Source organism: Ochrobactrum sp. EDr1-4 (assembly GCF_049199085.1).
Taxonomy (GTDB): Bacteria; Pseudomonadota; Alphaproteobacteria; order Rhizobiales; family Rhizobiaceae; genus Brucella.
In genome coordinates, this window is the sequence record NZ_JBLZOF010000003.1 from 294,678 (window position 1) to 308,883 (window position 14,206).

The window sequence follows — 14,206 nt, forward strand, 5'->3', positions numbered from 1 at the left end:
CCCTCTTACTCTGCGATGCGCTGAATGAAGCGCGTCTTGACCGACAACTTTGCAGCGCCGAGTCTCAAGGCTTCGCGTGCCACATCTTCGGGTACGCCGTCAAGCTCAAACATTATACGACCTGGTGCAACACGTGCTGCCCAGTAGTCAACGGAACCCTTACCTTTACCCATACGGACTTCGGTTGGCTTCGATGTTACTGGTAGATCCGGGAAGATTCGGATCCATACACGACCGGCACGTTTCATGTGACGGGTGATCGCGCGGCGGGCCGCTTCGATCTGTCGTGCTGTGACGCGGTCAGGCTCTACTGCCTTCAAACCGAATGCACCGAAATTAAGATCCGTACCGCCCTTCGAGTTGCCGTGGATACGGCCCTTGAACTGCTTACGGAACTTGGTGCGCTTAGGCTGCATCATTGTTCTTTACTCCAATTTTCTCGCCGGCGGCCCGCTTTTTAAGCGTTTTCGCGGCGGCGGTTCTGATGGGAACCCTGATTGTCACCCTCAACCGCACGACGCTCAGAAGCCATTGGGTCATGCTCAAGGATTTCGCCCTTGAATACCCAGACCTTTACGCCGCAGATGCCGTAAGCAGTCTTCGCTTCAGCCGTACCGTAGTCGATATCGGCGCGCAGCGTGTGAAGAGGAACGCGACCTTCGCGATACCATTCCATACGTGCGATTTCAGCGCCGCCCAAACGACCGGAGCAGTTGATACGAATTCCTTCGGCACCGAGACGCATTGCCGACTGAACGGAACGCTTCATGGCGCGACGGAATGCCACACGGCGTTCGAGCTGCTGTGCGATCGACTGAGCGATCAGCGTAGCGTCGATTTCCGGCTTACGAACTTCAACAATGTTGAGCGACGTATCGGAATTCGTCATCTCGGAAAGCTTCTTGCGGAGCTTTTCGATGTCCGCGCCCTTCTTGCCGATGATGATGCCCGGACGAGCAGCGTGAATAGTCACGCGGCACTTCTTGTGTGGGCGCTCGATTACGATTTTAGAAATCGCAGCCTGCTTGAGTTCGCTCTTAAGATACTCACGGATCTTAACGTCTTCGTGCAGCAGCTTACCGTATTCGCCGGTATTCGCGTACCAACGCGAATCCCAGGTGCGGTTGATGCCGAGGCGAAAACCGATCGGATTAATCTTCTGGCCCATTATGCGGCCTCCCCTTTTTCCGCAACTTCGCGGACAACAATGGTGAGATGCGAAAACGGCTTTTCGATGCGGCTTGCCTTACCACGTCCACGAACGTGGAAACGCTTCATGACAATAGATTTGCCGACATAAGCTTCTGCAACGATCAGCGCGTCAACGTCGAGATCATGATTATTCTCTGCGTTGGCGATAGCCGATTCGAGCGTCTTTTTCACTGTTTCAGCGATCCGCTTGCGCGAGAAAGTGAGATCAGCAAGTGCCGCATTCACTTTCTTGCCGCGGATAAGTGCCGCGACAAGATTAAGCTTCTGCGGGCTGACGCGAAGCGTACGGGCGACGGCTTTCGCCTCGTTATCCTTAAGCTGGCGGGGAGCCTTGGCCTTGCCCATCTGTTACTTCCTCTTTGACTTCTTGTCCGCGCCGTGACCGTAATAGGTCCGTGTCGGCGCGAATTCACCGAACTTATGTCCAACCATTTCTTCGTTGATTGATACCGGCACATGCTTGTTGCCGTTATAAACACCGAAGGTCAGGCCAACGAACTGCGGCAAGATCGTGGAGCGACGGCTCCACATCTTGATAACTTCATTACGACCGCCCTCGCGTACCTTCTCAGCTTTCGTGAGAAGATAGCCATCGACAAACGGACCTTTCCAAACTGAACGAGCCACTTTAGACTACCTTTCTTACTTCTTGCGCTGATGACGCGAACGCATGATGAACTTATCGGTTGCCTTGTTCGAACGGGTCTTTTTGCCCTTCGTAGGCTTACCCCAAGGGGTAACCGGGTGACGACCACCAGAAGTACGGCCTTCACCACCACCATGCGGGTGGTCAACTGGGTTCATAGCAACGCCGCGAACGTGTGGACGCTTACCGCGCCAAACCGAACGACCGGCCTTACCGTCATTGATGTTGCTGTGCTCTGGATTGGATACTGCACCAACCGTTGCAAAGCATGCACCAGAAACCAGACGCTGTTCGCCCGAGTTCAGACGCAGGATAGCCATGCCCTGATCGCGACCGACGAGCTGTGCGTATGCACCTGCCGAACGAGCAATCTGACCGCCCTTGCCTGGCTTCATTTCCACGTTGTGGATAATGGTACCAACTGGCATCGACGAAAGTGGCATTGCGTTGCCTGGCTTAACGTCAACGGACTGACCGGCGATAACCTTGTCGCCAGCTGTCAGACGCTGTGGAGCCAGGATGTAGCTCAGTTCACCGTCTTCGTAGCGGATCAGCGCAATAAACGCTGTACGGTTTGGATCGTATTCCAGACGTTCTACCGTAGCGACAACGTCGTGCTTACGACGCTTGAAGTCTACAAAACGGTAGGAACGCTTGTGACCGCCGCCCTGAAAGCGAACAGTGATACGACCTGTGTTGTTACGGCCACCCTTCTTGGACAGACCTTCAGTCAATGACTTGACTGGCTTGCCCTTGTAGAGTTCCGAACGGTCCACGATGACCAGCTGACGCTGGCTTGGCGTGATCGGATTAAAGTGCTTGAGTGCCATTGTCTTTACTCCGTGGCCTCTCAGAGACCTGTCGAAACGTCGATGCTCTGGCCTTCAGCCAAAGTTACGATCGCTTTCTTGACATCGCTCTGGCGCCCGACAATGCCGCGGAACCGCTTCACTTTGCCTTTGCGCACAGTGGTGTTTACAGCCTTAACCTTGACGCCGAAAAGCGCTTCGATTGCAGCCTTGATTTCCGGCTTCGTCGCTTTGCGAGCTACGTTAAAGACGACCTGGTTATGTTCAGAAACAAGGGTCGACTTTTCGGTGATGACTGGGCTGACGATCACGTCATAATGGCGAAGATCGGTCATTTAAAACGCTCCTCGAGTGCTTCGACAGCTGCCTTGGAAAGCACGAGCTTGCCACGACGCAGAATGTCGTAAACATTGATGCCCTGTACTGGCAGAACATCGATGTTCGGGATGTTCGAAGCAGCGCGCTGGAAGTTCACGTCGATTTCTGCGCCGCCGATGAGCAGTGCATTTTCGAGACCGAGCTTTGCGAACTGCGACACAAGCTGCTTTGTCTTAGCTTCGGAAGCTGCCAGATCATCGATGATAATCAGGTCAGATGCCTTTGCCTTAGCAGACAGAGCGTGACGCAAGCCGAGAGCGCGAACCTTCTTTGGCAGATCGTGATCGTGGCTACGAACAACTGGTCCGTGAGCCTGACCGCCGCCGCGGAACTGCGGTGCACGTGCCGAATGGTGACGAGCGCGGCCCGTACCCTTCTGCTTGTACATCTTCGAACCGGTGCGGCTGATGTCGCTACGGCCCTTGGCATCATGAGAGCCCTGCTGGCGGCGAGCCAGCTGCCAGCGCACGACGCGCTGGAGAATGTCGTCGCGTGGGTCGAGACCGAAGATTTCTTCGTTCAGCTTGACCTGGCCGGCATCCTTGCCTTCAAGTGTTGTAATTGTGAGATCCATTATTCGGCTCCCTCAGTCGCTGCAGTTTCAGAAACTACAGCAGCTTCTACCTTGGCCTGTGCTGCTTGGCGCAGACCAGCTGGCTTGGGAGCATTATCTGGCAGCGATACCTTTACGGCGTCGCGAACGTAGATCCATGCACCCTTTGAACCAGGAACCGCACCGCGAACAAGGATAAGGCCGCGATCGAGGTCTGTCGAAACAACTTCGATATTCTGCGTGGTTACACGGGTCTGACCCATGTGACCGGCCATCTTCTTGCCTTTAAATACTTTACCTGGGTCCTGACGCTGACCGGTCGAGCCGTGAGCGCGGTGGGTAACTGAGTTACCGTGCGATGCACGATGACCAGCAAAGTTATGACGCTTCATAACACCGGCAAAGCCCTTACCGATCGAAGTACCCGTCACGTCGACCTTCTGGCCGGCGACGAAATGTTCGGCAGTGATTTCCACGCCGACTTCGAGCAGATTATCAGGAGAAACGCGGAATTCCGCAACTTTCGCCTTAGGCTCAACTTCAGCCTTCGCGAAGTGACCGCGCAGAGCCTTAGTTGTGTTCTTTACTTTGGCAAGTCCAACGCCAAGCTGAACAGCCGTGTAACCATTCTTTTCAACTGTACGCTGAGCTACCACGTGGCAGTCTTCCATACGGAGAACTGTTACTGGTACATGTTCACCGGCGTCGTTATAGACGCGGGTCATGCCCAGCTTTTGTGCAATAACACCTGAACGCATCGGGTTCGTTCCTTCCGTCCTCAAGCCGATTAAAGCTTGATCTCGACATCAACACCGGCGGACAGATCGAGCTTCATCAGCGCGTCTACAGTCTGCGGGGTTGGGTCAACGATATCGAGAAGACGCTTGTGCGTGCGCATCTCGAACTGTTCGCGGCTCTTCTTATCGATGTGCGGCGACCGGTTTACTGTGAACTTTTCGATCCGTGTTGGAAGTGGGATCGGTCCGCGTACATTTGCACCGGTACGCTTAGCAGTCGACACGATTTCGCGCGTCGAAGCGTCAAGGATCCGATGATCAAACGCCTTGAGGCGAATGCGGATGTTTTGACCGTTCATTTGATCTGTTCCTTGTTACGCGGAGCGTTTCCGGAGAAACGCTCCTGTACAAATCTAATTACTCGATGATCGAAGCGACGATGCCTGCACCAACGGTACGGCCACCTTCACGGATAGCGAAGCGAAGCTTGTCTTCCATCGCAATCGGTACGATCAGCGTTACGTCAACAGTTACGTTGTCGCCTGGCATAACCATTTCCACGCCTTCTGGCAGGGTAACAACACCGGTAACGTCAGTTGTACGGAAGTAAAACTGTGGACGATAGTTGGTGAAGAATGGTGTATGACGGCCACCTTCGTCCTTGGTCAGAATGTATGCTTCTGCCTTGAACTTGGTGTGTGGCTTAACCGAACCTGGCTTGCAGAGAACCTGACCACGCTCAACGTCTTCACGACCAACGCCGCGAACCAGTGCGCCGATGTTGTCGCCAGCCTGGCCCTGATCGAGCAGCTTGCGGAACATTTCAACGCCGGTAACAGTCGTCTTGCCAGTTGCCTTGATGCCGACGATTTCGACTTCTTCGCCAACCTTAACAATACCGCGCTCTACACGACCGGTAACAACAGTACCACGACCCGAAATCGAGAACACGTCTTCGATTGGCATCAGGAATGGCTGGTCAATCGGACGTTCTGGAGTTGGGATATAATCGTCAACAGCAGACATCAGGTTGCGAATTGCGTCTTCGCCGAGTTCCTTCGAAGAATCTTCAAGAGCAGCAAGAGCCGAACCCTTAACGATTGGCACTTCGTCGCCTGGGAAGTCGTACTTCGAGAGAAGTTCACGAACTTCGAGCTCTACGAGTTCGAGAAGTTCAGCATCGTCAACCTGATCGCACTTGTTCAGGAACACAACGATCGCAGGAACGCCAACCTGACGAGCGAGCAGGATGTGCTCACGGGTCTGCGGCATTGGGCCGTCAGCTGCCGAAACAACGAGGATCGCGCCGTCCATCTGAGCAGCACCGGTGATCATGTTCTTAACATAGTCAGCATGGCCTGGGCAGTCGACGTGTGCGTAGTGACGTGCAGGGGTTTCATATTCAACGTGTGCCGTCGAAATGGTGATACCACGAGCGCGTTCTTCTGGCGCAGCATCGATCTGGTCGTATGCCTTGAATTCACCAAAGAACTTGGTGATCGCTGCGGTCAGCGAGGTCTTGCCATGGTCAACGTGACCAATGGTGCCGATGTTTACGTGTGGCTTATTGCGTTCAAACTTGCTCTTTGCCATCTGAGCTCTCCTAAAATCTAGCCTGCTCAGGCTTTTTACTGTTTGGCGTAATCAGAAATTACGCGAACTTCTTCTGAATTTCCTGTGCGACCGCGGTCGGAACCGGCTCATAGTGGTCGAACTGCATGGTGTACTGCGCACGGCCCTGAGACATCGAACGCAGGTTGTTCACGTAACCAAACATGTTGGCGAGTGGAACGTTTGCGTTGACGACCGTAGCAATGCCACGAGCTTCCGTACCGGAAATCTGACCACGACGTGAGTTCAGATCGCCAATTACGTCACCGACGTAATCTTCCGGGGTTACGACTTCGACCTTCATGATCGGCTCTAGGAGCTGAGCACCGGTCTTCTGCGCGCCTTCACGGAATGCAGCGCGAGCAGCGATTTCGAAGGCGAGAACAGACGAGTCAACGTCATGGTATGCGCCGTCGATCAGGGTAGCTTTCACGCCGAGCATTGGGAAGCCAGCAAGTGGACCCGCACCCATGACGCTTTCGATACCCTTCTGAACGCCTGGGATGTATTCCTTAGGAACAGCACCACCAACGATCTTGGATTCGAAGATGAAGTCGTCGCCGTCATGCGGCTCAAAGATCACCTTAATACGAGCGAACTGACCCGAACCACCCGACTGCTTTTTGTGGGTGTAGTCGATTTCAGCAAGACGCGTGATTGTTTCACGGTAAGCAACCTGCGGCGCGCCGACGTTTGCTTCTACCTTGAACTCACGACGCATACGGTCAACGAGAATGTCGAGGTGAAGTTCACCCATACCAGCAATAATTGTCTGGCCTGATTCTTCATCTGACTTAACGCGGAACGAAGGATCTTCAGCTGCAAGACGGTTGAGCGCGAGGCCCATCTTTTCCTGGTCAGCCTTAGTCTTTGGTTCAATCGCGATTTCGATAACCGGGTCTGGGAATTCCATGCGTTCAAGAATAACCGGCTTCAGTGGATCGCAAAGCGTATCACCTGTTGTGGTTTCCTTGAGGCCAGCCAGAGCAACGATGTCGCCTGCGAAAGCTTCTTCGATGTCTTCACGGCTGTTGGAGTGCATCTGCAACATACGGCCGATACGCTCACGCTTGCCCTTAACGGTGTTTTCGAGCGAAATGCCCTTGGTCATCTTGCCCGAATAGATACGAGCAAAAGTAAGCGAACCAACGAACGGATCGTTCATGATCTTGAATGCGAGCATCGAAAGTGGTGCTTCATCCGAAGATTCACGGGTAGTTTCAGTTTCCGTCTTAACGTCGATGCCCTTAATTGCAGGAACTTCAACTGGCGAAGGAAGGAAATCTACAACCGCATCAAGAAGTGGCTGAATGCCACGGTTCTTAAACGCAGTACCGCAAAGCACTGGATGGAACTTAACAGCAATCGTACCCTTACGGATCAATGCGCGAAGCTGATCATTCGTAGGCATGGTGCCTTCGAGATAAGCTTCCATTGCGGCTTCGTCGATTTCCACGGCCAGCTCGATGAGCTTTTCGCGGTACTCTTCAGCCTTATCCTTAAGGTCTGCAGGAATTTCGCCTTCGGTCGCAGCTGCGCCGATGGTTCCATCCCAAGTCAGTGCCTTCATTTCGATCAGGTCGATAACGCCTTCGAACTCGTTTTCAGCGCCGATTGGCAGCTGAACTGGGAGCGCGATTGCGCCAAGACGCGAGCCAACCATTTCTACGCAACGGTAGAAGTCAGCACCGATCTTGTCCATCTTGTTGACGAAGACCATACGTGGAACGTGGTACTTCTCAGCCTGACGCCAAACGGTTTCAGTCTGCGGCTCAACACCAGCATTCGCATCGAGAAGAGCGATTGCGCCATCGAGAACGCGGAGCGAACGCTCAACTTCAATCGTGAAGTCAACGTGGCCCGGAGTGTCGATGATGTTGAAGCGACGCTTCTTGCCATCTTTGCCCTGCCAGAACGTGGTCGTAGCAGCGGACGTGATGGTGATACCGCGTTCCTGTTCCTGCTCCATCCAGTCCATGGTGGACGCGCCATCATGGGTTTCACCAATTTTATGGTTCTTACCGGTGTAGAACAGAATACGCTCGGTCATCGTCGTCTTACCGGCGTCGATGTGAGCCATAATACCGAAATTGCGGTAGTCTTCGATTTTATATTCGCGGGCCATGTTTTTGCTCTTTGAATAGGGTTCGACGATTACCAGCGGTAATGCGAGAATGCGCGGTTGGCTTCGGCCATGCGGTGCGTGTCTTCACGCTTCTTCACAGCAGAACCACGGTTGTTTGCAGCATCAAGCAATTCACCGGAAAGGCGATCAATCATTGTGGTTTCGTTACGTCCGCGAGCGGCGTTAATCAACCAACGAATGGCAAGTGCCTGGCGGCGTTCTGTACGCACATCGACCGGAACCTGGTAGGTTGCACCACCAACGCGGCGCGAACGGACTTCAACGTGCGGAGCAACATTGTCGAGCGCCTGATGGAACAGCGCGACCGGCTCTGACTTCGCCTTGGCTTCGATTGCCGACAGCGCACCGTAAACGATGCTTTCTGCAACCGACTTCTTACCATGAAGCATAACTGCATTCATGAACTTGGTGATTACGAGATCACCGAACTTTGGATCCGGATTAATCTCACGCTTTTCAGCTTTATGGCGTCTGGACATTTCGTCTCAACTTTCAATTACATCGGGCTCAACTCGCCATTATGGCGGCCGGTATCCCCGGAAAATTCTTACTTAGGACGCTTCGCACCGTACTTCGAACGACGCTGCTTACGGTTCTTAACACCCTGTGTATCGAGTACACCACGGATGATGTGGTAACGCACACCCGGCAAATCCTTGACGCGGCCACCGCGGATCATAACCACGGAGTGCTCCTGAAGGTTGTGACCTTCACCAGGGATATAACCGATGACTTCAAAGCCATTGGTGAGACGAACCTTGGCAACCTTACGAAGAGCCGAGTTAGGCTTCTTAGGGGTTGTGGTATAAACGCGGGTGCAAACTCCGCGCTTCTGTGGGTTTGCCTGCAGAGCAGGAACCTTATTACGCTTTACCGGCGCAGTGCGCGGCTTGCGGATCAACTGGTTTACGGTAGGCATTGAACCTTCCTCTATAAAAAATCTCGTAACAGAGCCCAATAAGGGCCGTTCCACCGGAGTGAACATGCACAAATTCGGGATGAGCCACTCCATCAGCGGCCAACCCGAACAAAAGCAGAGGAAGCTACAGCTTCATGCGAACGGCAAGTATCATTTCGATCGTAAAACGAACCCTGTTTGAGGCGAACTCCAGAGCGTGTCGCTCCGAAAAGACCAGCCTCACATCGGCTCAGATGGGCTGCTGATACGCGTTAACGGGCGTTTCGTCAAGGGCAACAGGGGAAGTTTCTTATGGAAGGGCCGCAAAACGGAGTTTTGGATCACCCTAAACAGTCGGTTGGGCCAATTCACTCGGCATATCTCAAATATTTGGGAGACAAAACTGTCATTTTCTTGTGTCAGCATAGCATCTGACAGCAACAGAGTTTATTGAAACACATCTGAGTCGAAAAGCAACGCAATTTTAAGGGATTCTTAATGTCATCCACCACCCCATCCACAGAAAACGATTCGCCTGTTGTGCATCTGGTCATTGCCGATGTTTGGAATGAAGGCGAAGAAGAATCTATTGAAGTTCATATTCTTCTGAAGTCAGACGAAGATGAAGATCTGGTTCAGACCGTTCTCGCGATCCTTTCGGAAGAAGGCTACAACGAGGCCGAACTGGTTGAGATGGGCACCATCACCGAAGAGCCTGAAGAAGAGCCACACAAAAGTGCATGGCACACCGCCCTCACCGGCGAAGTTGCACTGATCGAATTTGATGGTGAGGAAGAAGAAGAGTAAATCTCTTCCTCTCAATCAGAATAACAAAGGGCGGTTTCAAACCGCCCTTTTCTTTTGTCTTCCATACAAAAAAAGGCCGCCCCGAAAGGCGGCCTTTTTATTACTTTACCAACTTGCCTTATTCGGCTGCGCTGTTGGTCATGTCTGTCAGCATCGCGTTTGCATCTGACGAACCTGTCGACTTGCGGCGCTCGTCGATGATCAGTTCGTCGCGAGCAGTTGCAATGCGACGGATCTGGTTGGTCATGCCACCCGTACCAGCCGGGATGAGACGACCGACGATGACGTTTTCCTTGAGACCCTGCAGCGTATCCATCTTGCCGGCAACTGCGGCTTCGGTAAGAACGCGTGTGGTTTCCTGGAACGACGCTGCCGAAATGAACGACGGTGTCTGCAATGAAGCTTTGGTAATACCAAGCAGAACCGGATTACCCGAACCTGGCTTCTTACCTTCTTCGATCAGACGATCGTTAACTTCATCAAGTTCGATGCGGTCAACATGATCACCTGTGAGGTAACCCGTATCACCCGATTCCGTGATCTCGATCTTCTGGAGCATCTGACGAACAATCACTTCGATGTGCTTGTCGTTGATCAAAACGCCCTGAAGACGATAGACTTCCTGGATTTCGTTTACGAGGTAAGAAGCAAGTGCTTCCACGCCCTTAATCGCCAGAATGTCGTGCGGAGCTGGATTACCGTCGAGGATGTATTCACCCTTTTCGATAACGTCACCGTCCTGAAGATGGAACGGCTTGCCCTTAGGAATCAGATACTCGACAGGCTCGACCGTATCGTCGTTTGGCTCGATGATGATGCGACGCTTGTTCTTGTAATCGCGACCAAAGCGGACAGTACCATCGATCTCTGCGATGACGGCGTGGTCCTTTGGACGACGAGCTTCGAACAGTTCCGCAACGCGTGGCAGACCACCGGTAATGTCCTTGGTCTTGGCACTTTCCATCGGCAGACGCGCAATAACGTCACCAGCATTAACATGAGCACCCGGCTCGAACGAAAGGATCGTTTCAACTGAAAGCAGGAAGCGAGCTTCGCCACCCTTCGACAGCTTCAAGATCTTGCCGCTCTTATCCTTGATGACCATAGCAGGCTTGAGATCGGCACCGCGTGGTGTCGAACGCCAGTCAATGATGACGCGCTTGGTGATACCAGTCGACTCGTCCGCTGTTTCCGAAACCGAGAGGCCATCGACGAGATCTTCGAACTCGACAAAGCCTTCCACTTCCGTAAGGATTGGACGGGTGTATGGATCCCATTCAGCAATACGCTGACCGCGCTTAACTGTATCGCCTTCGTCAACGAACAGACGCGAACCGTAAGTAACACGGTGAACAGCACGTTCCTTGCCAGTCGCATCAACAATCAGAACCGCCATGTTACGGCCCATGACAACGAGGTTGCCATCGGTGTTGCGAACTACATTGCGGTTACGTAGCTTAACGGTGCCTTCATACGATGCTTCGAGATACGAGCTATCAACAACCTGAGCAGTACCACCCAAGTGGAAGGTACGCATGGTCAGCTGAGTGCCCGGCTCACCGATCGACTGCGCAGCGATAACGCCAACAGCTTCACCCTGGTTAACCGGCGTACCGCGTGCAAGGTCACGACCATAGCACTTGGCGCAAACGCCGTTACGGGTTTGACATGTCAGAGCCGAACGAATGCGGATCGACTGGATGCCAGCCTTCTCGATGATTTCGACGTCCTTTTCATCGACCATGCGGCCAGCTTCAACGATAACTTCGCCGGTTGCTGGATTGATGATCGGATCAAGTGCCGTACGGCCCAGAACGCGCTGACCAATTGGTGCAACGATCTGACCAGCATCGACGATTGGCTGCATGGTGAGACCAATTTCGGCGCCGCAATCGACTTCCGAAATGATCGCGTCCTGTGCAACGTCAACGAGACGACGTGTCAAGTAACCCGAGTTAGCGGTCTTCAAAGCAGTATCAGCAAGACCCTTACGGGCACCGTGTGTCGAGTTGAAGTACTCGTTAACGGTCAGACCTTCTTTAAAGTTCGAGATGATCGGGGTTTCGATGATTTCACCCGACGGCTTGGCCATAAGACCACGCATACCGCCAAGCTGACGCATCTGGTTGACCGAACCACGGGCACCCGAATGCGACATCATGTAAACCGAGTTCATCTGCTTCTGACGGCCAGTCACCGGATCGAACTCAACAGCCTTAATGCGGGCCATCATTTCTTCGGTGATCTTGTCAGTCGCCTTACCCCAGGCATCAACAACCTTGTTGTACTTTTCGCCCTGAGTGATCAGACCGTCATTGTACTGCTGTTCATACTCAGTGGTCAGCGCTTCGGTTTCTGCAACGATCTTTACCTTCGCATCAGGAATGACCATGTCATCCTTGCCGAACGAAATACCGGCGCGACATGCATGCGCAAAGCCGAGCTGCATGATGCGATCACAGAAAATGACCGTCTCTTTCTGACCGCAATGGCGATAGACGTGGTCGATCATCTTGGAGATGTTCTTCTTCGTCATTTCCTGATTGCAGATATCGAAAGATACCTTGGCATTCTTCGGAAGCAATTCGCCCGTGATCATACGGCCAGGGGTCGTGTCGTAAACCTTGGAAACAGGGTTTCCATTTTCATCGACAGTCTTAAAGCGGCCCTTGATCTTCGTATGAAGCGTGACAACCTTGTTCTCAAGCGCATGCTGAAGTTCGCCCATATCAGCGAACATCATGCCCTCGCCCGGCTCCTTGTCTGCCACAATCGACAGATAATAGAGACCAAGAACCATGTCCTGTGAAGGAACGATGATCGGCGCGCCGTTTGCAGGGTGCAGGATGTTGTTGGTGGACATCATCAGCACGCGTGCTTCAAGCTGGGCTTCAAGCGAAAGCGGAACGTGAACAGCCATCTGATCGCCGTCAAAGTCAGCGTTAAACGCTGTACAAACGAGCGGATGCAGCTGGATGGCCTTGCCTTCAATCAGCGTGGGTTCGAATGCCTGAATACCAAGACGGTGCAGCGTAGGCGCGCGGTTGAGAAGAACCGGATGCTCACGGATCACTTCGTCAAGGATATCCCAAACTTCTGGACGTTCCTTTTCAACCAGCTTCTTCGCCTGCTTAACGGTCGAGGAATAACCCTTCGCATCAAGACGAGCGTAGATGAATGGCTTGAACAGTTCGAGCGCCATCTTCTTTGGTAGGCCGCACTGGTGAAGCTTCAGTTCAGGACCAGTCACGATAACCGAACGACCCGAATAGTCGACGCGCTTACCGAGAAGGTTCTGACGGAAACGACCCTGCTTACCCTTGAGCATGTCGGAGAGCGACTTCAGCGGACGCTTATTAGCACCGGTGATGACACGGCCACGACGACCGTTATCGAACAGCGCGTCAACAGCTTCCTGCAACATACGCTTTTCGTTACGGATAATGATGCCAGGAGCGCGCAGTTCGATCAGACGCTTCAGACGGTTGTTACGGTTGATCACACGACGGTAAAGGTCGTTAAGATCGGACGTAGCAAAACGACCGCCATCGAGTGGAACCAGAGGACGCAGATCCGGTGGAATAACCGGAACGATCTTCATGATCATCCACTCAGGACGGTTGCCAGATTCCATGAAGTTCTCAACGATCTTGAGACGCTTCATCAGCTTCTTGGTCTTCAGTTCAGACGTGGTTTCTGCCAGATCAACGCGCAGGTCTGCGGCGATGTTTGGAAGATCCATCGAAGCCAGAAGTTCAAAGATAGCTTCCGCACCAATCAGGGCTGTGAACTGATCTTCGCCGAATTCATCGACGGCAATCATGTATTCTTCTTCCGAAAGGAGCTGATGCTCTTTCAGGGAAGTCAGGCCTGGTTCGGTAACGATGTAGTTTTCGAAATACAGAACGCGCTCAATATCCTTGAGCGTCATGTCCAGAAGTGTGCCGATGCGCGAAGGCAGCGACTTCAAAAACCAGATATGGGCAACAGGTGCTGCGAGCTCAATATGGCCCATGCGCTCACGACGAACACGGGACAGTGTGACTTCAACGCCGCACTTTTCGCAGATGATGCCTTTGTACTTCATACGCTTGTACTTGCCGCACAAGCATTCATAATCCTTGATCGGGCCAAAGATACGCGCGCAGAAAAGACCATCGCGTTCAGGCTTGAACGTACGATAGTTGATGGTCTCTGGCTTCTTGATCTCGCCATATGACCAGGACAGAATCTTCTCAGGGCTGGCAATCGAGATTCTGATGGAATCGAACGTCTGTGCCGGAGCCTGAGGATTGAAAAGATTCATGACCTCTTGGTTCATGCCGTTCTCCTTAAGGGCGATCCGCCGCCCTGTGTGTCGTCGATGACAAGTCAGACACTGTCATCTTGAAAAGAATTCGCGGTATTAC

General features: G+C 52.9%; 15 protein-coding genes. 1 reads left to right on the forward strand and 14 read right to left on the reverse strand.

Translation table 11 applies throughout. From position 1 onward, the window contains the following. Positions 1-5 precede the first annotated feature (5 nt). The 13 genes from rplP to rpsL form a co-directional block, all read right to left on the reverse strand. The gene (gene rplP / locus ACOZHT_RS12480; RefSeq protein ID WP_024897015.1) at positions 6-419 is read right to left on the reverse strand and encodes a 50S ribosomal protein L16; all 414 of its coding nucleotides are present in this window, start codon (positions 417-419) and stop codon (positions 6-8) included. A gap of 38 nt (positions 420-457) precedes the next feature. Then, on the reverse strand, positions 458-1,168 hold the full coding sequence (gene rpsC, locus ACOZHT_RS12485) for a 30S ribosomal protein S3 (RefSeq protein ID WP_339508894.1): 711 nt from the start codon (positions 1,166-1,168) through the stop codon (positions 458-460). After that, complete coding sequence (rplV, locus tag ACOZHT_RS12490; RefSeq protein WP_007875336.1) at positions 1,168-1,557, reverse strand: 50S ribosomal protein L22; 390 nt, start codon at positions 1,555-1,557, stop codon at positions 1,168-1,170. The genes rpsC and rplV overlap by 1 nt, the downstream gene beginning before the upstream one ends. A 3-nt stretch (positions 1,558-1,560) precedes the next feature. Then, entirely contained in the window at positions 1,561-1,839 is a 279-nt protein-coding gene (gene rpsS, locus ACOZHT_RS12495; RefSeq protein WP_339508895.1) for a 30S ribosomal protein S19, read from the reverse strand. Between the two features lie 15 nt (positions 1,840-1,854). Beyond that, positions 1,855-2,688: a 50S ribosomal protein L2 gene (rplB, locus tag ACOZHT_RS12500; RefSeq protein WP_339508896.1), complete on the reverse strand. Its 834-nt coding sequence runs from the start codon at positions 2,686-2,688 to the stop codon at positions 1,855-1,857. A 20-nt stretch (positions 2,689-2,708) separates the two neighbouring features. Beyond that, positions 2,709-3,002, reverse strand: a complete 294-nt coding sequence (locus ACOZHT_RS12505) for a 50S ribosomal protein L23 (protein WP_007875343.1) — start codon at positions 3,000-3,002, stop codon at positions 2,709-2,711. After that, on the reverse strand, positions 2,999-3,619 hold the full coding sequence (rplD, locus tag ACOZHT_RS12510; protein WP_250040993.1) for a 50S ribosomal protein L4: 621 nt from the start codon (positions 3,617-3,619) through the stop codon (positions 2,999-3,001). The genes ACOZHT_RS12505 and rplD overlap by 4 nt, the downstream gene beginning before the upstream one ends. Next, the gene (gene rplC / locus ACOZHT_RS12515; RefSeq protein ID WP_250040995.1) at positions 3,619-4,356 is read right to left on the reverse strand and encodes a 50S ribosomal protein L3; all 738 of its coding nucleotides are present in this window, start codon (positions 4,354-4,356) and stop codon (positions 3,619-3,621) included. The genes rplD and rplC overlap by 1 nt, the downstream gene beginning before the upstream one ends. Positions 4,357-4,385: 29 nt before the next feature. Beyond that, the gene (rpsJ, locus tag ACOZHT_RS12520; RefSeq protein ID WP_002964363.1) at positions 4,386-4,694 is read right to left on the reverse strand and encodes a 30S ribosomal protein S10; all 309 of its coding nucleotides are present in this window, start codon (positions 4,692-4,694) and stop codon (positions 4,386-4,388) included. A gap of 58 nt (positions 4,695-4,752) precedes the next feature. Beyond that, complete coding sequence (tuf, locus tag ACOZHT_RS12525; protein ID WP_421565800.1) at positions 4,753-5,928, reverse strand: elongation factor Tu; 1,176 nt, start codon at positions 5,926-5,928, stop codon at positions 4,753-4,755. A 58-nt stretch (positions 5,929-5,986) separates the two neighbouring features. Next, positions 5,987-8,071: an elongation factor G gene (fusA, locus tag ACOZHT_RS12530; protein ID WP_339515235.1), complete on the reverse strand. Its 2,085-nt coding sequence runs from the start codon at positions 8,069-8,071 to the stop codon at positions 5,987-5,989. 29 nt (positions 8,072-8,100) lie between these two features. Then, the gene (gene rpsG / locus ACOZHT_RS12535; RefSeq protein ID WP_094504990.1) at positions 8,101-8,571 is read right to left on the reverse strand and encodes a 30S ribosomal protein S7; all 471 of its coding nucleotides are present in this window, start codon (positions 8,569-8,571) and stop codon (positions 8,101-8,103) included. 68 nt (positions 8,572-8,639) lie between these two features. After that, entirely contained in the window at positions 8,640-9,011 is a 372-nt protein-coding gene (gene rpsL / locus ACOZHT_RS12540) for a 30S ribosomal protein S12 (RefSeq protein ID WP_002964366.1), read from the reverse strand. Between the two features lie 477 nt (positions 9,012-9,488). Here rpsL and ACOZHT_RS12545 point away from each other — a divergent pair, with 477 nt between their 5' ends. Beyond that, complete coding sequence (locus tag ACOZHT_RS12545; RefSeq protein ID WP_339515232.1) at positions 9,489-9,797, forward strand: hypothetical protein; 309 nt, start codon at positions 9,489-9,491, stop codon at positions 9,795-9,797. 118 nt (positions 9,798-9,915) lie between these two features. On the opposite strand, the gene rpoC is transcribed toward ACOZHT_RS12545, so the two are convergent. Next, a complete protein-coding gene (gene rpoC, locus ACOZHT_RS12550; RefSeq protein ID WP_339515230.1) occupies positions 9,916-14,118 on the reverse strand; it encodes a DNA-directed RNA polymerase subunit beta' in 4,203 nt (1,400 codons plus the stop codon). Positions 14,119-14,206 lie beyond the last annotated feature (88 nt).